Origin of the sequence: Stenotrophomonas sp. DDT-1 (genome assembly GCF_001580555.1) — a bacterium.
Taxonomy (GTDB): domain Bacteria; phylum Pseudomonadota; class Gammaproteobacteria; order Xanthomonadales; family Xanthomonadaceae; genus Stenotrophomonas; species Stenotrophomonas sepilia.
Genome location: NZ_LEKR01000031.1, coordinates 35,857 through 53,165, shown reverse-complemented (window position 1 = coordinate 53,165; position 17,309 = coordinate 35,857). Strand labels below are relative to the sequence as shown.

The window sequence follows — 17,309 nt, the reverse complement described above, 5'->3', positions numbered from 1 at the left end:
CCCACCCACACCGCCCCGCCATCCCGCGGAATGCCGCTTTGGCTTTGGCCGTTGCCGTTGCGTTGAGCAGGTGCAGGGCTGCAAGCCCTGCAAAAGAACACCCCTTACAGCGGCAGGGGCGCCTGCGCCGGGTCGATCCGCCCTTCGCCGCGGGTGATCTTCTTGAACTCCGCGCGGCTGACCGATACGTAGCGGTCGTTGCCACCGATCTCCACCTGCGGGCCGTCCTGCACGGCGTGGCCATGCTCGTCCACGCGCACGGTCATCGTCGCCTTCTTGCCGCTGTGGCAGATGGTCTTGATTTCCTGCATCTCGTCGGCCCAGGCCAGCAGGTACTGGCTGCCTTCGAACAGCTCGCCGCGGAAGTCGGTACGCAGGCCGTAGCACAGCACCGGAATGCGCAGCTGGTCGACCACCTCGCTGAGCTGCCAGACCTGGGCGCGGGTCAGGAACTGCGCCTCGTCCACCAGCACGCAGCCCATCGGGCCGTTGGCTGCCAGATCCTGCTCCACCCAGCGCTGCAGGTCGGTATCGCGGTCGAAGGCCATGCCGTCAGCGCGCAGGCCGATCCGCGAGGCGACCACGCCGGCGCCGGCACGGTCGTCCAGGCGTGGAGTCAGGATCGCCACCCGCATGCCGCGCTCGCGGTAGTTGTGCGCGCTTTGCAGCAGGGTGGTGGTCTTGCCGGCGTTCATCGCCGAGTAGTAGAAGTAGAGCTTGGCCATCGGCCAATTCTAGTCGCCACCCGGCCCGCCGTCGCGGATCGGCCGTGGCCGGGCGATCACGTGCCGGCTGTCGCGTACCCCGGTGCCAGCAGCGCCGAGGCAACGATGGCCTGGCAGGCGTGGCTCATTGCCCCGATCTGGCCAGCTCCTCGTCCTGCCATTGCCGGTAGGCCACCGGGTCCCAGTAGCGCGCCAACTGGTGCTTTTCCGGTTGCAGCACACGGGCCCCCGCATCGCCACGGCCCTGGCTGCGCATGGCGCCGTTCCAGCCGGCGCGGCTGCCGGTCTGCCGCATGCTGCCGGCCCGCAGTTCACGTTCCAGCCGCGGCGTCGCGGCCGGATCGCCGAACTCGGCATACAGCGCGCGGCCCTCGCGCACCGCGCGCTCGCGCTCGTCGGCGGACAGCGCCTCCCAGAAGCGTTCGCGCTGTACCACCAGCCACTCGGTGCCGCGCTCGGCCGCCAGGTCCATCCATGCATAGCCCAGGGCGCGGTCGGCCGGACCGCCTTGCCCGTTCCAGAGCATGTCGGCCAGCGCTGCCTGTGACAGCTTGTCGCCGTAGCGCGCGGCATTGCGGAAGTCGTTGCGGGCTTCTTCGTGGCGGCCCCGTTCGCGGGCCTGCATGCCGAGCCCACGGAAGCGCAGGTCCGGATGGTAGACGAGGAACTCGTGCGACTGCAGCACGATCGCTTCATAGGCATCCGTGCGCGGCGGCGGGCCGGACCCGGCCGCAGGCACGGCCAGCAGGCCCAGCAGGGTAGCCACCAGCGGGCGGGCGATGATGTTCAAGGACATGGACCACGCTCCTGTGTTCCGGTGTCGACTCAATACCTTACGGCCAGGTGTCATGCAAGTCAGGTCGGCCCGCCGGCACCCCGCTACAATCCTGTCCCCATGCACGGTCTCAATCCCCCCCAAGCCGCCGCCGTCCTGCACATCGAAGGCCCCTTGCTGGTGCTCGCCGGCGCCGGCAGCGGCAAGACGCGGGTGATCGTGGAGAAGATCGCCCACCTGATCGGCAGTGGCCGCTATCCGGCGCGCCGCATCGCGGCGATCACCTTCACCAACAAATCGGCCAAGGAAATGCGCGAGCGCGTGGCCAAGCGCCTGCGCGAGCAGGACGCTGACGAGGTGACCATCTGCACCTTCCATGCGCTGGGCCTGAAGTTCCTGCAGATCGAACATGCCGCCGTGGGCCTGAAGCGCGGCTTCTCCATCTTCGATGCCGATGATGCCGCCGCGCAGATCAAGGACCTGATGCACGGCGCCAAGCCCGATGACATCGAGGACATGAAGAACCTGGTGTCGCGCGCGAAGAACGCCGGGCTGTCGCCCGAGCAGGCGATGGCCGCCGCACGCAGCAACCGCGAGAAGGAAGCGGCCAGCGTCTACGAGCGCTACCAGCTGCGGCTGACCGCGTTCAATGCGGTCGATTTCGATGACCTGATCCGCCTGCCGGTGCAGATCCTGGAAGAGAACCCCGAGATCGCCCTGGCCTGGCGCGAGCGCATCGGCTACCTGCTGGTGGACGAATGCCAGGACACCAACGACGCGCAATACCGCCTGCTCAAGCAGCTGGCTGGTGAGAAGGGCAATTTCACCTGCGTGGGTGACGATGACCAGTCGATCTACGCCTGGCGTGGCGCCAACCCGGAGAACCTGCAGCAGATGGGGCGTGACTACCCCACGCTGGAAATCATCAAGCTCGAGCAGAACTACCGCTGCTCCAACCGCGTGCTGCGCGCAGCCAATGCGCTGATCGCCAACAACCCGCACGAGCACCTGAAGAAGCTGTGGAGCGACCAGGCCGACGGTGAGCGCATCCGGGTCTGGGAATGCCGCAACAGCGAACACGAGGCGGAAAAGGTGGCCGCCGAGATCGCCTTCGTGGCGCAGTCGCGCAACGTGCCGTGGAGTGACTTCTGCATCCTGTTCCGCGGCAACTTCCAGTCGCGGCCGCTGGAAAAGGCGATGCAGCTGCTGCGCATCCCCTACCACCTGACCGGCGGCACGATGTTCCTGGAACGCCAGGAAGTGAAGGACACGCTGGCCTGGCTGCGGCTGCTGGTGAACCCGGATGACGACACCGCGTTCATGCGTGCGGTGCAGTCGCCCAAGCGCGACGTCGGTGCCGGCACGCTGGCCAAGCTGGCCGAGCTGGCCCAGGAAAAGGACATGCCGATGGCGCATGTGGCCGAAACCATCGGTGCCCTGCAGCAGCTGCCACCGCGTGCGGCCAACAGCCTGGCGCGGTTCACCGACATCCTGCGCGACCTGCGTGCACAGATGCGCCAGGTGACGTCCGGCGACATGATCCGCAAGGTGGCCAAGGAATCGGGGTTGCTGAGCGAGCTGCGCCAGCAGGCCAAGGAAGAGGCCAGCTACCAGCGTCGCGCAAACAACATCGAGGAACTGGCGCAGTGGTTCGAGGGCGGCCCGCGCGGTGCAACCGCCGCCGACCTGGCCGGCCAGCTGGCGCTGCTGTCGCGCAGCGACAAGGACGAGGGCGGCAATCAGGTGCGCATGATGACCCTGCACGCTTCCAAGGGCCTGGAATTCCCGTACGTGTTCATCGTCGGCTGCGAGGACGGCGTGCTGCCGCACCAGGTCAGCCTGGACGAGGGCAACCTGCAGGAAGAACGGCGCCTGCTGTACGTGGGCATCACCCGCGCCAAGATCCAGCTGTGGATGAGCTACAGCAAGCTGACGCGCAAGTTCGGCGAACACGTACGCCTGAAGCCGAGCCGGTTCTTCGAGGAGATTCCGGCCGAGGAGATCCAGCGCGACGGTGCTGACCCGGTGGCCGATGCAGCGCGGAAGAAGGAGCGCGCGACGGCGGGGTTGGCCGCGATCGAGGCGCTGTTCGATTGAGGATCGAAAAGCCACTAAAGTGGTATTCCAATCCGTCCGATTGACGCTTCTGGCCTTGAGCCTGCATCGGGTTAAGACCTAGTGTGAGCGCACCCGAAGTGCGCGCCGTGTCCTTCATCGTGTCCAACGACATCCATCCTGTTCTCACCCGTACCTTCCTCGGGCTGGGCCTGGTCCTGCTTGTTTCAGCGCTTCTGGCCTACGTTGGGGCCAGGCGCTTCCTCGATGCGGCGGTCATTGCCGATGGCAGGATCACCCATGTGGATGCCGTCAGCGTTGATCGCGGTGGTTCGCGCACTTCAGGGGTGAAGTTCCTGTACTGGGTGGACTTCACTACCAGCAGCGGGCAAGTGATGCGGTTCTTCGCAGGTCGTACCCGCCATCGTGCCTACATGACGGGCGATCATGTAGATGTGCTGTACCTGCCGGACCGCCCGGACAAGGCCCTGGTGCGTTCGCTCTCATCACCCTGGGGCCTGAGCGTCATACTGGGAGTGACCGGCGGCCCATTCCTGCTGGCGGTGGGATTTATGCACCTGCCGCAGGTGGCGAGGGCATGGCGGCGCAGGCAGCTCCTTCGCCACGGGACACGGGTGCAAGCCAAGGTCCGGGCGATCAAGCGCGATCGCGGAGTATTTTCGGGGGGAAGGCATCCGTTCGTCATCGTCTGCGCCTGGCGCGATCCTGAAACCACTCGATGGCATGTCTTCCACAGTGCGTATCTCTGGGCCGATCCCCGTGCACAGGTGAGTGGGCGTGAACTGGATGTCCATGTCATGCCGGGCAATCCGCGCTACTACCATGTCGATACCTCCTTCATTCGATCAGCGCCGGCACCTGCACGCTGATCGATCAACCCGGCAGCACCATGCCCACCCTCCTCAGATGTTTTTTGCTGTTTTTCTTTGCCGTGGGCCTGCTGATCCTTCTGGCCGCCGCCTGGCTGTTCGTGGACGTCCAGCGTTTCGCGCGCAAGGCCGTTTCCGTAACCGGAACGGTGGTGGCCGTCCGGGCAGAGGATGCCCGGTCGGAAATGGAGGGGATGCCCGCACGTGACATCACCCTGCATCGCCCGGTGGTGAGGTTCCAGACCGCACAGGCGCAGATGATTCAGTTCACCGCGTCCTTTGCTACCGGGGCACCACTGTACGTGGTCGGCGAACAGGTACAGGTGCTGTATCCCGGCGGCATGCCTTCCAAGGCTCGTATCCAGCACCCGGGATTGCGCTGGGGCGCACCGCTGCTGTTGGCGCTGATGGGCATGGGGTTCTGCCTGATCGCCGCATGCGTCCATCGCCTGTGCGTGCGCTACTGGCCGATCCTGTTCGGCCCGCGTGACGGGGCATGTGGCTAGGCTGGGCATCGTAGTGGCCCACTTGGCCTGAGCGTGCTGCACGGCGGGCGCTGGCGTTGCAGAATCGAGGTATTCCTTCCGGAGCCCACCCATGCATCCCATCGAAAGCGAACGCCTGCGGCTGCGCCGCCTGGAACCAGACCGGGATGCTGCGCCGATGCTGGTATTGCTCAATGATCCAGGCTTCGTGCGTTTCATCGGTGATCGCAACGTGCACAGCGAGGAACAGGCGCGGGAGTACATCGCGCTGCGGGTGCTGCACAGCTATGCGTTGAACGGGTTCGGCATGTATGCCATCGAGCGCTTGTCCGATGGCGCGTGGCTGGGCAATGCCGGGCTGGTGCGGCGTGATGGCCTGCCGGGGCCGGACATCGGCTATGCGGTGCTCTCGGAATTTGCCGGGCAGGGCTACGCCGGTGAGGCGGCACGTGCGGTGTTCGCGCATGCACGCGGAGCGCTGGGCCTGCGGGATCTGTATGGCATTACCGATCTGGACAACGTGGTGTCCGGGAAGATCCTGCTGGGCCTGGGCATGCAGGAGCGCGGAGTCATCCAGCTGCCGGGCGTGGACAGCCCGAGCCGGCTGTATGCCACGCCGGGAGCGGCGGAGGTCTGATCCCTGATGTTGGTAGGTGCCGACCGTTGGTCGGCACGATTCAGATGCAGTGCCGACCAACGGTCGGCACCCACCCCCTCAACCGCGCAGTTCTGCCAGCTGCGCCTGCAGCTCGGCCACGGCCGTTTCCAGCTGGGCCACGCGCTCGGCCAGGCCCGGATCGGCCGCATCGCTGCTGCCACCACCACTGCTGGCGTACTTGGCCGCCAGCGCGGCACCATCCACTTCACCGCACAGCAGGTGCATGTAGCGGTCTTCGCGCTGGCCGCTGGCGCGCGGCAGCACCACCAGCAGCGCGCGCTGCTGCAGGCGCTCGATGGCGTGGCGGGCTTCGTCGATATCCGCAAACCGGTACAGACGCTCGCTGCGCGACACCAGCTCGCCCAGGGTCTGTGGGCCGCGCAGCAACAGCAGCGCCAGCAGCACGGTCTGCTGCCGGGTCAGGTCCAGCGCGGCCTGCAGGCGGTGCTCGTAGCGGTCGGCGCGCGAGGAGAAGTGCTGGCGAGCCAGGCCCAGTGCTTCCAGCTGGCGCAGCGCGTGCTGCACGCTGCCGGCGTCGACGTTCATCACCGGCTCGCGGGCGGTCTTCTGGTTGGCGGCCGACTGGGCCGCATTGACCGTCAGCGGGTAGGTGTCCGGTGTGGTTGCCTCCTTCTCCACCAGGCAGCCCAGCAGGCGGGCCTGCACGGCGTCGAGCAGGGGGACGTCGGGGGTCTGGGTGGAATCGGTCATGGCGGCCTCCGGAAGGGCAACGGGTCAACCGCCAAGCATAGCCGTCCCGGGGCCGCCTTTGCCGGTAAAATGCGCCGGTATATCTGATTGCCGGTGAATCCATGCGTCGTCCTGTTTCCCTGTCCCTGACCCTGCTCGCCACTGCGGCGCTGGGCCTGTCCGCCTGCAAGCGCGTGGACGCGCCTGCTGCCGAACCCGCCGCGCCGGAGGCCCCGGCCGCTGCCGCCAAGGCCGATGGCGCGCGTGATGCCACCGCCAACGACAACCTCAACGCCGTGCTGTGGATGCAGCGTGCGCAGGAGTACAGGGCGATCACCGAGCAGACCTACCGGGCCGCCGCCGATCGCCTGGATGCGGCGCTGAAGGAGGCCCACTGGGATGCTCTGGTGCCGGAAGAACGCGGCAACGAGGCCAAGGGCCTGAAGCCGGCCGTGGTGCTGGACGTGGACGAGACCGTGCTGGACAACTCGCCCTACCAGGCGCGCCTGGTGCGCGACGGCAAGGAATACGACGAGCTGAGCTGGGACCAGTGGGTGGCCGAAAAGAAGGCCAAGGCGATCCCGGGCGTGGTTGATTTCGCCAAGGCGGCCAACGCCAAGGGCGTGACCCTGCTGTACATCTCCAACCGTGCCGTGCACCTGAAGGACGCGACCCTGGCCAACCTGCGCGAGCAGGGCCTGCCGGTGGCCGATGACAGCGTGTTCCTGGGCCTGGGCACCGTGGTCGAAGGCTGCGAGCAGGCTGGCAGCGAGAAGAACTGCCGCCGCCGCCTGGCCGGGCAGAAGTACCGCGTGCTGATGCAGTTCGGCGACCAGCTGGGTGACTTCGTGGAAGTGACCGCCAACACCAACGAAGGCCGTGACGCCCTGCTGCAGCAGTACCACGACTGGTTCGGCGAGCGCTGGTGGATGCTGCCGAACCCGACCTACGGTGGCTTCGAGCCGGCGCAGTTCAACAACGATTACAGCCAGTCGCGCCAGGCCCGACACGACGCCAAGCGCGCCGCCCTGGACTACGCACCATGAGCCGCGCGCCACTGCCGCTGCGCGACGACGAGCGCCTGATCTTCGCGCTGGACGTGCCTGACCGCGCGCAGGCGCTGGCGTGGGTCGACCGCCTTGGCGACAGCGTGGCCTTCTACAAGATCGGCATGGAACTGCTCGCCTCCGGCGAGTACTTCCAGGTGCTCGATGAGCTGGCCCGCCGCGACAAGCGCGTGTTCGTCGACCTGAAGTTCTTCGACATTCCGGCCACCGCTGCGGCGGTGATCAAGCGCCTGTCGCAGTGGCCGGTCAGCTACGCCACCATCCATGGTTGGCACCCGGCCATGATGGAGGCGTGCGCGGCCGCCAACAGCGGCGACATGCGCCTGCTGGCAGTGACCGTGCTGACCTCGATGGGGCGCCCCGACCTCGCACAGATGGGCATCGACCGCGAACCGGTGGACGTGGTGGTCGAGCGCGCGCTGGCTGCCCAGGCCGCCGGCATCGATGGCGTGATCGCTTCGGGCCAGGAAGCCGCCCCGATCCGCGCTGCCACCGGCAGCGGATTCTCGATCATCTGCCCGGGCATCCGCCCCGGTGGCCCGGTCGGCGATGACCAGAAGCGTACCGTTGGCGTAGCGCAGGCCTTTGCCGATGGCGCCGATGCCATCGTGGTCGGTCGCCCGATCCGCCTGGCCGCCGATCCGCAGGCCGCAGCGCGGGCGATCCAGCAGGAAATCGCGTCGGCTCTGGCTGCACGCTGAGCCCACCACCGACGCCGGTCACGCTGGCACCACGAACGCCATCCCGATCCATGCGGGATGGCGTTCGCATTTGTGGGGCTGCATCTGTCGCACGCAGCGCCAGCCACGAGAACTGTGCGCACGTTCCCGCTGCGGGCCTCTCCACTGCTCCCCAATCGATGCACCGGTACGGACCGCGGCCGCACCGGTTCCAACCATCGACAGAGGAGTACAGGGAAATGTATCGCAGCACCTCTTTGTTCATCGGCCTGCTGTTGGCCGCGTCTGCCGTACCCGCCATCGCTGCGCCGCAGCTGCGCGATGCGCCGCGCATCATCGGCGGCGAAGCGGCGCCGGCCGACGAGTACCCGTTCATGGTCAGCATCCAGGGCATCTTCGACGGCGATTCGGACCACGACCGCCACTTCTGCGGGGGCACCCTCATCTCGCCCTCGTGGGTGCTGACGGCCGCGCACTGCATGCAGGGCGAAGCGCCTGGTGGCATCGCCGTTGTCGGCAAGGTCACGACCCTGTCCACCGACGCCGCGCCACGACCGTCCAACGTCAAGGCGATCCACGTCCATCCGGCATTCAACAGCGGCAATTCGCTGGAGCACGACGTCGCACTGATCCAGCTCAGCGCACCGTTGGACGGTGCACAGCCGGTGGCACTGCAGCTGCGGCCCGACGCCAGCTATCTCAAGCCGGGCCGTGAATTCACGGTGATCGGCTGGGGAGACACCGACATCGGCGATGGCCGGGTCTATCCGACTCAGCTGCAGACCGCGCAGGTGCCGTTCGTTTCCTTCACCGAATGCCAGCAGGCCTACGGCGGTGAACTGTCACGTGGAAAGGTCATCTGCGCCGGCCGCGAGGGCATCGACAGCTGCCAGGGGGATTCCGGAGGCCCCCTGCTGCTGCGCCTGCGTGAAGGCTGGACCCAGTTCGGTGTCGTCAGCTGGGGCGAGGGCTGTGCGCTGGCCGGCTATCCGGGGATTTATGCCCGAATCGCCGAAAAACACGCCGTAGATTTCATCGAAGCGGTTTGGCAACGCGATTGATACAATAAAATCAAATACATACATGGCATTACGTGAAGTGTTGCCTTAACTTGAGCGGCAGCGTAGGATCGCCGCCATCCGGCCCTCGGGCCGGACATGTGCCACAACACTGTCCTCCGGCCCCGCGCCGGCTTGAAGAGCCTGTGATCCCCGTGATCCGGGCTCTTTTTTTATCCCGGTGGCGGCGCTGGGGTCAGATCCCTTCTGCCCGCAGCAGAGGAGATCTGACCCCCTTGGCTGGAAACCGTGACGTCCCGGCTTGCCGCTGTCACGTCGCAGGCCGCAAGATGCGGGCCGGTCCGGGGAGTCCGAGTGCATGAGCGTGGCGGTGCGAGGAAAGTCTGCGCGTGGATGGGGGCTGGCGGCCATGCTGCTGCTGGCCGTGGCGGGGTGCCGCGAGTCTGCCAACGATCCGGCCAGGCCGGCGGCCGAGCCGGTGGCTGCAGTACAGGCGATGGCGTTGCGCCTGGCCGAAGATGATCTGGTCGGCTACGCAAAGCTGTCGGTGCCGCCGGGCCAGTACCAGCGCCTGCAGCAGGCGTGGGTGGAAGGCCACAGCCAGTGGCCGCTGACCGAGCTGCCACTGGGCGACCAGCTGCTGCCGATGCTGGCCGCACTGCGCAAGCCCGATGCCAGCGCCGAACTGCAGCGCAGCTTCGATCGCCAGCTGGCTGGCCAGGCCGGCGCCGTGCGCCAGGCCGCACAGTCGATGGGCAGCTTCGGCGTGCAGTACCTGCGCCACCAGAAGGGCTACACGCCCAGCCAGCAGGCCCACTACATCGCCCTGGTCGAGACCCTGGCGGGGTGGGCGCAGGCTGCCCCGATCAGCGACCGCGCACGTGCCCGCAGCACCATCGCCGCGCTGGTCGGCGCCGCCAGCAAGGTCGGCTTCGAGGATGAAGCCGGCCTGCAGGCGGCCGGCATGGAAGGCAGCCTGCAGCAGCTGGCGCCGTTCATCCACACCCTCAAGGCGGTGCTGGGCAGCTACGGACTCGGCGTGGACGACGCGCTGCGCAGCGTGCGCGGCGAACTGCTGTCGGTGGAAGGTGACAATGCGCTGGTGCGCCTGCACTACGACCTGGCCGGTCGCGAGATGACCCTGCAGCTGCCACTGAGCCGGCGCGAGGGCCACTGGTACCTGACCCGCACCCTGGCCGACACCGACGCGCTGCTGCGCAAGGCCGATGCGGCCCGCGCGGCTGCGTCGCCAGCACCGGCCGAAGCCCCCGCCGAGGGTGGGGAAGCGGCAACACCGCCGGCTAAGCCATAATGGCGCCGATGTCGAAACAGAACCCGCTGCCGTTCCCCGGCGAAGAATCCCAGTCGACGCCCGCCGATACGGTGCCGGCGTCCCCCTCGACCGGTACCGGCCCGAACCCGGTACCGCCGCCCGCGCACGCGCGTCCGGCCGGCCGCCGTCCTCTGTGGGCCCGACTGCTCGGTCGCCTGGTCGAGCCGTGGCTGTCGCTGAAGATCGAACCGGAAGACCCGGGCCAGTACAACGATGGCCGCCCGGTCATGTACGTGCTGGAAGACTACGGCCTGTCCAACGCGCTGATCCTGGACAAGGCCTGCCGCCAGGCCGGCCTGCCGTCGCCGCTGGTGCCGCTGGCCGGTGATCCGACCGGCCGCAAGCGCGCCTATCTGGCGCTGTCGCGGCGCAGCTCCAGCAACTCGCTGATTCCCGAGCAGCGCGGCGCCAAGACCCACTCCGATTCGCTGGCCAAGGTCCTGCAGGCGCACCGCGTGCGCGATGACCTGGATGTGCACCTGGTGCCGGTGTCGATCTTCGTCGGCCGCGCGCCGGACAAGCAGAGCGGCTGGTTCGCGGTGCTGTTCTCGGAAAACTGGGCGCTGGTGGGCCGCTTCCGCCGCCTGTTGGGGTTGCTGCTGAACGGGCGCAATACCATCGTGCGCTTCGCCCCGCCGATCTCGCTGCGCAGCACCGTCGACGAAGGCCTGGAGCCGGAGCGCACGGTCCGCAAGCTGCAGCGCGTGCTGCGCACCCATTTCCGCCGCATCCGTGAATCGGTGATCGGCCCGGACCTGTCGACCCGGCGCCTGCTGGTGGACCAGGTGCTGGCCGCCGAGCCGGTCCGCGAAGCGATCGCCGCACAGGCCAAGCGCGACAACTCGAAGCCGGCCGATGCCTGGAAGAAGGCACACGCCTACGCCTGGGAAATCGCTGCGGACTATTCCAGCCCGGTGGTGCGCTCGGCCAGCTTCATGCTCAGCCACGTGTGGAACCGCATCTATGCGGGCGTGCTGGTGCACCACCTGGACAAGTTCAAGGCCGCCGCGCCGGGCCACGAAGTGGTCTACGTGCCCAGCCACCGCAGCCACATGGACTACCTGCTGCTGTCCTACCTGCTGTACGACCGTGGCATCGTGCCGCCGCACATCGTCGCCGGCATCAACCTGAACCTGCCGGTGGTCGGCACCCTGCTGCGCAAGGGCGGTGCGTTCTTCATCCGCCGTTCGATCCGTGGCAATGCGCTGTACTCTGCAGTGCTCAGTGAGTACGTCGCGCAGCTGGTGGCCGGTGGCTATTCGCTGGAGTACTTCGTCGAAGGCGGCCGCTCGCGTACCGGGCGCCTGCTGCAGCCCAAGGGCGGCATGATCTCGATGACGCTGCGTGCATTCCTGCGCCAGCCGCGCAAGCCGGTCCTGTTCCAGCCTATCTACATCGGCTACGAGAAGCTGATGGAGGGCGGCAGCTACCTGGACGAACTGTCCGGCCGGCCGAAGGAAAAGGAGTCGATCTGGTCGCTGCTGTGGGGCATCCCCAAGGTGCTCAAGCAAAACTACGGCCAGGTGGTGGTGAACTTCGGCGAGCCGATCGCGCTGAACGACGTGCTGGCCGAGAAGGCCCCGGAGTGGAAGGGCGAGGCGGTGTCCGAGGACGAGAAGCCAGCCTGGCTGTCGACCACGGTGGATACGCTGGCCGAACGCATCCAGGTGCGCATCAACGGCGCTGCCGACGTCAACCCCATCAATCTGCTGGCGCTGGCCCTGCTGTCCACGCCGAAGCACGCGATGGGCGAGGCCGACCTGATCGCGCAGATCGAGCTGTGCAAGACGCTGCTGGTCGAGATGCCGTACTCGGACCGGGTGACGGTGACCCCGCACTCGCCGGAGCGGATCATCGCCCATGCCGAGGAAATCAACGTCCTCACCCGCATCAAGCACCCGCTCGGCGATGTGCTCAGCGTCAGCGGCGACACCGCGGTGCTGCTCAGCTACTTCCGCAACAACGTGGTGCACCTGTTCACCGCCTCGTCGTGGGTGGCCTGCTGCTTCCAGAACAACCGCCGCATGAGCCGTACCGGCCTGGTCCAGCTGGGCCGCACGGTTTACCCGTTCCTGCAGGCCGAGCTGTTCCTGCCGTGGAGCGAGGACGAGTTCGCGCAGCGCATTGACCGCACCATCGATGTGTTCGTGCGCGAAGGCCTGCTGCAGAACGTCAACGATGACGACGGCGGCATCCTGGCACGCAACACCGGGCAGACCGACGAGGTGTTCCGCCTGCGGGCGATCGGCCATTCGCTGCAGCAGGCGTTCGAGCGCTACTACATCGCCATCTCGGTGCTGGTAAAGAACGGCCCGGGCGTGCTCGGTGCGGCCGAGCTGGAAAGCCTGTGCCAGCAGGCCGCGCAGCGCCTGAGCCTGCTCTATGCGCCGGCCGCTCCCGAGTTCTTCGACAAGGCCCTGTTCCGCGGCTTCATCCAGAAGCTGCGCGAACTGCGCCTGGTGTGGCCGGACGAGAACAGCAAGCTGCTGTTCGATGAACGCCTGGATGCCTGGGCCAAGGACGCCAAGTTCATCCTGGGTCGCGAGCTGCGCCACACCATCGAGCGGGTCAGCCCGGAAGCAGCGCGCCCGGACGAGCCTGCGCCGCAGGATTGAAGGCAGCGCCGGCTCCTGCGGTGGGTGTGGACCTTGGTCCACACCTTCCAGCCGTGCCAACCAAGGTTGGCACCCACCAGGACGGTCTTTAGGCCGGCTCGTCGGGAATCTGCAGGCTTTCCAGCCTGGCGATGCAGTCCTTCAACTGCAGCTTGCGCCGCTTCAGGCGCTTGGCTTCCAGTTCGTCCTCGCCGTTGGCCGCCATGCGGGTGATCTGTTCATCCAGCAGGCGGTGCTCGGCGCGCAGGGCGGCGAGGTGCTCGACGATCTCGGCGGGGCTGTAGGTATCCACAGCCTCCGAGCATACACAGCGTTGATGACTGCCGGGAGAGGGGAAACCCGACCCCCGGCCGGGGCGGCTCCGAGCCGTTAGAATGGAACCCATGAGTGCCGTGATTTCCCTTCCCGATCCCCAGCCGCGCGCCGCCCGCGATCCACGCGTGGCCGAGCGCGAGCAGCACAAGCTGGCCAAGCGCCTGCGCCGCCAGGTCGGCGAGGCGATTGCCGACTTCGGCATGATCGAGGCCGGCGACAAGGTCATGGTCTGCCTGTCCGGCGGCAAGGACAGTTACACCCTGCTGGACGTGCTGCTGCAGCTGCAGAAGAAGGCGCCGGTGCCGTTCGAGCTGGTGGCGGTGAACCTGGACCAGAAGCAGCCGGGCTTCCCCGAGCACATCCTGCCGGAGTACCTGGCCGGGCTGGGCGTGCCGTACCACATCATCGAGCAGGACACCTATTCGGTGGTCAGCCGGGTCATCCCGGAGGGCAAGACGATGTGTTCGCTGTGCTCGCGCCTGCGTCGTGGCGCGCTGTACAACTACGCCGAGACCCATGGTTTCACCAAGATCGCGCTGGGCCACCACCGCGACGACATGGTGGCCACGTTCTTCATGAACCTGTTCCACCACGCCAAGCTGGCGGGCATGCCGCCGAAGCTGCGCAGCGACGACGGCAGGCACGTGGTGATCCGGCCACTGGCCTACGTGCGCGAGCGCGACATCGTCGACTACGCGCAGGCACGCCAGTTCCCGATCATTCCCTGCAACCTGTGCGGCAGCCAGGAGAACCTGCAGCGCCGCCAGGTCGGCCTGATGCTCAAGCAGTGGGAAAAGGACCATCCGGGCCGCATCGAGCAGATCGCGCGCGCCATGGGTGAAGTCCGGCCCTCGCAGCTGGCCGACACCACCCTGTTCGACTTCATGGCGCTGGGCCGTCGCGACGACACGCCGCTGCCCGACGCCCATGCCTGGCTGGCCGGCTCCCCGGCCGACGCCGACGCAGATCCCGAGACGCCCACCGTTTAAGGTCGGTCGCCCTTCCTCTTCGCCATCCGGAATTCCATGTTCTTTCGCAACCTGACGTTCTTCCGTTTCCCGACCACCACCGATTTTTCCGAAGTCGATACCCTGCTGCCGCACGCCGTGCTCAAGCCTGTCGGCGCGCTGGAAATGAATTCGCGCGGCTTCATTTCGCCGTTCGGCCGCGAGGAGAAGGAACTGCTGTCCCACCGCATCGCCGAACACCTGTGGCTGACCGTGGGTGGCGAGGACAAGATCCTGCCGGCGGCGGTGGTCAACGACCTGCTCGAGCGCAAGCTGGAGGAGATCGAGGAGAAGGAAGGGCGGCGCCCGGGTGGCCGCGAGCGCAAGCGCATGAAGGACGACCTGCTGCATGAACTGCTGCCGCGCGCCTTCGTGAAGTCTTCGCGCAATGATGCCTTCATCGACCTGCAGCACGGCTACGTGGCGGTGGATACCTCCAGCCGCAAGACCGGCGAGTACTTCATGTCCGACATCCGCGGCCTGCTCGGCAGCTTCCCGGCGATGCCGCTGAACGCCGAAGTCGCACCGCGTTCGATCCTGACCGGCTGGATCGCCGGCGAGCCGCTGCCGACCGGGCTGAGCCTGGGCGAAGAGTGCGAGATGAAGGATCCGGTGGAAGGCGGCGCCGTGGTCAAGTGCCAGCACCAGGAACTGCGCTGCGACGAGATCGACAAGCACCTGGACGCCGGCAAGCAGGTGACCAAGCTGGCGCTGATCTTCGAGGACAACCTGTCGTTCGTGATCGGCGACGACCTGATCGTGCGCAAGCTGAAGTTCCTCGACGGCGCCCTGGACCAGCTGGAGCATGCCGACGAAGACGGCCGCCGTGCCGAGTTCGATGCCCGCTTCGCCCTGCAGAGCGCCGAGATCCGCCGCCTGTTCCTGTTGCTGGAAGAAGCGTTCAAGCTCAGCAAGGCTGACTGAACAGGCAGCCCGACGGTCGCCGGTCATCCGGCGGCCCGAAGCAGCGCTATGCTGGGCGCATGAGCCGTCTGCTGCGCCGCCTGATCACTCCGACCCCGCCCGCCACCGTACAGCGCGACACCGTTCGCCTGCGCCTGGAGGATGCCGAGATCGAGGTGCTGCGCGTGCGCGATCCGCGCGCGCGGCGCATCAAGCTGAGCGTGGACGAGCGTGGCGCGCGGTTGACGTTACCCCCGCGCGCAAGCCTGGTGATGGGCGAACGCTTCCTGGAACAGCACCGCGACTGGCTGGCGCTGCAACTGCGGCAGTACCAGGGCCAGGGCCTGCCGGCACCGCTGCAGCCCGGCGAAGACGGCGTGCTGCCATTGCGCGGTGAACTGTTGCCGCTGCGCTGGCAGGAAGGCCGCTACGCGCGGCTGGAGATCGACGCGCACGGTGCCTGCGTGCAGTGGCCGACCCGTGGTGGTGACGCCACCCTGCGCCGCCTGCTGCGCGAGTTCTATGAAGCGCAGACCCGCGCCGACGTCGGCCGCTGGCTGCCGAAGTACCTGCCCACCCTGCCGCGCGCGCCCAGCCGCCTGCGCCTGAAGGTGATGTCCTCGCAGTGGGGCTCGCTGGCCCCCGATGGCAGCATGGCCCTGGACCTGGCTCTGGTGCTCGGTCGTCCGGAAGCGTTCGAGTACGTGCTGGTGCACGAACTCTGCCACCTGATCCAGCCGAATCATTCGCCCGCGTTCTGGCATGAAGTGGAACAACGCTTTCCCGCCTGGCGCGAACAGCGCGACTACTTCCAGCTGGAAGGGCGCCGCTTGAAAGCCATGCTCCGCCAGCTGCTGTAACTGTAGAGCCGAGCCCACGCTCGGCTGCCGTTGAATGCAGCCGAGCATCGGCTCGGCTCTACAAAAGCGCGCGCAGCGCGCGACCCGCTCCTGCTCTTCCTTCTTTCTTCCGTGATGGGCACACAGGAAACTGTCCGTGGCCGGGCGGGGTGGGTTGCGCAGGGGCGTGAGCCGCATGGATGCGGCGACCGAGCTTACAAGGACGTACTTGCAGCGACCCCTGCGCAATCCACCCCGCCCGGCCGAGCACGGCTTCTGATTTGAACGGCCCACCGCGAGGGGGCGCAGCCGTTGGCCGAAACCCTCACCCCGCCCGCAATGCCGCCGCGGTCGCCCACCGCGCCGCCACCCGCGGCGCGGTGATGCACACCGCCTGGTCGGTCACCGTTGTCACCGCGCGCTCCAGCAGCTGGATATCGGCCTCGTGCTGGCGTGCCACATGCGGGTCCTCGAAGAAGATCGCGCGCTGGCAGCGCCCCTCCAGCACACGGTCGGCAATCTGCGCATCGCCGCCCATCGGGCCACTCTGGTAGCGCGTCACCCACGGCGTATCGCTGGGCCAGCCGCGGCTCCAGGCCAGTTCGTTCAAGCGCTGGCCGGTGGTGCCGGTCGCCACGCGCTCGCCGAACCGTGCCAGCACATCGAAGTGCTCGTCAGCGAAGGCCAGCATTGCCGGCTTCATCGCGTCGTGCGCGATCAGCGCCAGCGTCTGGTGCTGGAAGGCATGCAGATCGTCGGCACCGGCATCAGCGGCCAGCCCGGCGTGGACGCGTTCCACCTCGATCCAGTCACGCGCAGTGGCCACGGTTGAAATGAACGGCTTGCCGTGGATCACGCACTGCCGCTTGAGCGCGGTTGCCTCCGGAAACACCGAGGAAGGATCGACCGGGTCGATCAGGTAGATCGCGCCGTCCAGGGTGCGCTCCGGCCCCATGCCAACCACTTCGGCCACCAGTTTCATCAGGCCACCCTCGCGTCCGTAGGGATACCGGTGCAGGCCGCCGTAGCCGGCCAGGAAGCCCTGCCGTTCGATCGCATCGTGGGTGCGCCCGACCGCGTGCAGCGATACCCCCAGTTCACGCAGCCCGGCCTCGCTGGCACGCAGCCAGCGGAACAGCGCGGCGCGCGCATCGTGGTGATGGAGACGGTTGGCGGCCAGGCCGATACGCATCGAGCGCTCCGTAGGGACGGGTAGAAGCGGCAGTGTATGTCGGCATTCGCCGATAGGGATG

The 17,309-nt window shown here is 67.4% G+C and carries 17 protein-coding genes; 12 read left to right on the top strand and 5 right to left on the bottom strand.

All coding sequences use genetic code 11. The features are described from left to right. Positions 1 to 104: 104 nt before the first annotated feature. Positions 105 to 725: a thymidine kinase gene (locus AB839_RS14695; protein WP_008264720.1), complete on the bottom strand. Its 621-nt coding sequence runs from the start codon at positions 723 to 725 to the stop codon at positions 105 to 107. Between the two features lie 124 nt (positions 726 to 849). Continuing rightward, on the bottom strand, positions 850 to 1,521 hold the full coding sequence (locus tag AB839_RS14690; protein ID WP_061479934.1) for an SEL1-like repeat protein: 672 nt from the start codon (positions 1,519 to 1,521) through the stop codon (positions 850 to 852). 99 nt (positions 1,522 to 1,620) lie between these two features. On the opposite strand from AB839_RS14690, the gene AB839_RS14685 reads away from it, so the two are divergent. The 4 genes from AB839_RS14685 to AB839_RS14670 all read left to right on the top strand — a co-directional run bounded on the left by AB839_RS14685 (position 1,621) and on the right by AB839_RS14670 (position 5,567). After that, positions 1,621 to 3,597 (top strand): UvrD-helicase domain-containing protein, encoded by a 1,977-nt coding sequence (locus tag AB839_RS14685; protein WP_061479933.1) that lies wholly within the window; start codon positions 1,621 to 1,623, stop codon positions 3,595 to 3,597. Positions 3,598 to 3,704: 107 nt separating this feature from the next. After that, positions 3,705 to 4,445, top strand: a complete 741-nt coding sequence (locus AB839_RS14680; protein ID WP_197467686.1) for a DUF3592 domain-containing protein — start codon at positions 3,705 to 3,707, stop codon at positions 4,443 to 4,445. Positions 4,446 to 4,465: 20 nt separating this feature from the next. After that, positions 4,466 to 4,951: a DUF3592 domain-containing protein gene (locus tag AB839_RS14675; protein ID WP_082783355.1), complete on the top strand. Its 486-nt coding sequence runs from the start codon at positions 4,466 to 4,468 to the stop codon at positions 4,949 to 4,951. A 91-nt stretch (positions 4,952 to 5,042) separates the two neighbouring features. Then, entirely contained in the window at positions 5,043 to 5,567 is a 525-nt protein-coding gene (locus tag AB839_RS14670) for a GNAT family N-acetyltransferase (protein WP_061479930.1), read from the top strand. A gap of 78 nt (positions 5,568 to 5,645) precedes the next feature. On the opposite strand, the gene AB839_RS14665 is transcribed toward AB839_RS14670, so the two are convergent. Next, positions 5,646 to 6,299, bottom strand: coding sequence for a DUF480 domain-containing protein (locus tag AB839_RS14665; protein WP_061479929.1), 654 nt, complete (start codon positions 6,297 to 6,299; stop codon positions 5,646 to 5,648). A 101-nt stretch (positions 6,300 to 6,400) separates the two neighbouring features. On the opposite strand from AB839_RS14665, the gene AB839_RS14660 reads away from it, so the two are divergent. The 5 genes from AB839_RS14660 to plsB all read left to right on the top strand — a co-directional run bounded on the left by AB839_RS14660 (position 6,401) and on the right by plsB (position 12,992). Continuing rightward, positions 6,401 to 7,324, top strand: a complete 924-nt coding sequence (locus AB839_RS14660) for a 5'-nucleotidase, lipoprotein e(P4) family (RefSeq protein WP_061479928.1) — start codon at positions 6,401 to 6,403, stop codon at positions 7,322 to 7,324. Then, positions 7,321 to 8,046, top strand: coding sequence for an orotidine-5'-phosphate decarboxylase (gene pyrF / locus AB839_RS14655; RefSeq protein WP_061479927.1), 726 nt, complete (start codon positions 7,321 to 7,323; stop codon positions 8,044 to 8,046). Before AB839_RS14660 ends, pyrF begins: the two co-directional genes overlap by 4 nt. A gap of 218 nt (positions 8,047 to 8,264) precedes the next feature. Continuing rightward, entirely contained in the window at positions 8,265 to 9,086 is an 822-nt protein-coding gene (locus AB839_RS14650) for a serine protease (protein ID WP_061479926.1), read from the top strand. A gap of 316 nt (positions 9,087 to 9,402) precedes the next feature. Further along, positions 9,403 to 10,356, top strand: a complete 954-nt coding sequence (locus AB839_RS14645) for a hypothetical protein (protein WP_061479925.1) — start codon at positions 9,403 to 9,405, stop codon at positions 10,354 to 10,356. Further along, entirely contained in the window at positions 10,356 to 12,992 is a 2,637-nt protein-coding gene (gene plsB, locus AB839_RS14640; protein ID WP_061479924.1) for a glycerol-3-phosphate 1-O-acyltransferase PlsB, read from the top strand. The genes AB839_RS14645 and plsB overlap by 1 nt, the downstream gene beginning before the upstream one ends. Before the next feature lie 88 nt (positions 12,993 to 13,080). On the opposite strand, the gene AB839_RS14635 is transcribed toward plsB, so the two are convergent. Continuing rightward, positions 13,081 to 13,284, bottom strand: coding sequence for a YdcH family protein (locus AB839_RS14635; RefSeq protein WP_005421068.1), 204 nt, complete (start codon positions 13,282 to 13,284; stop codon positions 13,081 to 13,083). 91 nt (positions 13,285 to 13,375) lie between these two features. Between AB839_RS14635 and ttcA the strand changes: the two genes are divergently transcribed. From ttcA to AB839_RS14620, 3 genes are read left to right on the top strand one after another with little or no spacing between them, the layout of a single operon-like run. After that, the gene (gene ttcA / locus AB839_RS14630; protein ID WP_172412120.1) at positions 13,376 to 14,296 is read left to right on the top strand and encodes a tRNA 2-thiocytidine(32) synthetase TtcA; all 921 of its coding nucleotides are present in this window, start codon (positions 13,376 to 13,378) and stop codon (positions 14,294 to 14,296) included. Between the two features lie 36 nt (positions 14,297 to 14,332). Further along, a complete protein-coding gene (locus AB839_RS14625) occupies positions 14,333 to 15,238 on the top strand; it encodes a recombination-associated protein RdgC (RefSeq protein ID WP_005421064.1) in 906 nt (301 codons plus the stop codon). 59 nt (positions 15,239 to 15,297) lie between these two features. Next, on the top strand, positions 15,298 to 16,077 hold the full coding sequence (locus AB839_RS14620) for a SprT family zinc-dependent metalloprotease (protein WP_061479922.1): 780 nt from the start codon (positions 15,298 to 15,300) through the stop codon (positions 16,075 to 16,077). Positions 16,078 to 16,381: 304 nt separating this feature from the next. Here AB839_RS14620 and AB839_RS14615 read toward each other — a convergent pair whose 3' ends face one another. Beyond that, positions 16,382 to 17,248 (bottom strand): methylglyoxal synthase, encoded by an 867-nt coding sequence (locus tag AB839_RS14615; protein ID WP_061479921.1) that lies wholly within the window; start codon positions 17,246 to 17,248, stop codon positions 16,382 to 16,384. Between the last annotated feature and the right edge of the window lie 61 nt (positions 17,249 to 17,309).

What these genes read in the sequence shown, in the direction of transcription:
- AB839_RS14625 (WP_005421064.1), top strand. Translation starts at nt 14,333, where the DNA reads ATGTTCTTTCGCAACCTGACGTTCTTCCGTTTCCCGACCACCACCGAT.
- AB839_RS14670 (WP_061479930.1), top strand. Translation starts at nt 5,043, where the DNA reads ATGCATCCCATCGAAAGCGAACGCCTGCGGCTGCGCCGCCTGGAACCA.
- AB839_RS14665 (WP_061479929.1), bottom strand. Translation starts at nt 6,299, where the DNA reads ATGACCGATTCCACCCAGACCCCCGACGTCCCCCTGCTCGACGCCGTG.
- AB839_RS14650 (WP_061479926.1), top strand. Translation starts at nt 8,265, where the DNA reads ATGTATCGCAGCACCTCTTTGTTCATCGGCCTGCTGTTGGCCGCGTCT.
- AB839_RS14660 (WP_061479928.1), top strand. Translation starts at nt 6,401, where the DNA reads ATGCGTCGTCCTGTTTCCCTGTCCCTGACCCTGCTCGCCACTGCGGCG.
- AB839_RS14645 (WP_061479925.1), top strand. Translation starts at nt 9,403, where the DNA reads ATGAGCGTGGCGGTGCGAGGAAAGTCTGCGCGTGGATGGGGGCTGGCG.
- AB839_RS14620 (WP_061479922.1), top strand. Translation starts at nt 15,298, where the DNA reads ATGAGCCGTCTGCTGCGCCGCCTGATCACTCCGACCCCGCCCGCCACC.
- AB839_RS14685 (WP_061479933.1), top strand. Translation starts at nt 1,621, where the DNA reads ATGCACGGTCTCAATCCCCCCCAAGCCGCCGCCGTCCTGCACATCGAA.
- AB839_RS14615 (WP_061479921.1), bottom strand. Translation starts at nt 17,248, where the DNA reads ATGCGTATCGGCCTGGCCGCCAACCGTCTCCATCACCACGATGCGCGC.
- pyrF (WP_061479927.1), top strand. Translation starts at nt 7,321, where the DNA reads ATGAGCCGCGCGCCACTGCCGCTGCGCGACGACGAGCGCCTGATCTTC.
- AB839_RS14675 (WP_082783355.1), top strand. Translation starts at nt 4,466, where the DNA reads ATGCCCACCCTCCTCAGATGTTTTTTGCTGTTTTTCTTTGCCGTGGGC.
- ttcA (WP_172412120.1), top strand. Translation starts at nt 13,376, where the DNA reads ATGAGTGCCGTGATTTCCCTTCCCGATCCCCAGCCGCGCGCCGCCCGC.
- AB839_RS14690 (WP_061479934.1), bottom strand. Translation starts at nt 1,521, where the DNA reads ATGTCCTTGAACATCATCGCCCGCCCGCTGGTGGCTACCCTGCTGGGC.
- plsB (WP_061479924.1), top strand. Translation starts at nt 10,356, where the DNA reads ATGGCGCCGATGTCGAAACAGAACCCGCTGCCGTTCCCCGGCGAAGAA.
- AB839_RS14695 (WP_008264720.1), bottom strand. Translation starts at nt 725, where the DNA reads ATGGCCAAGCTCTACTTCTACTACTCGGCGATGAACGCCGGCAAGACC.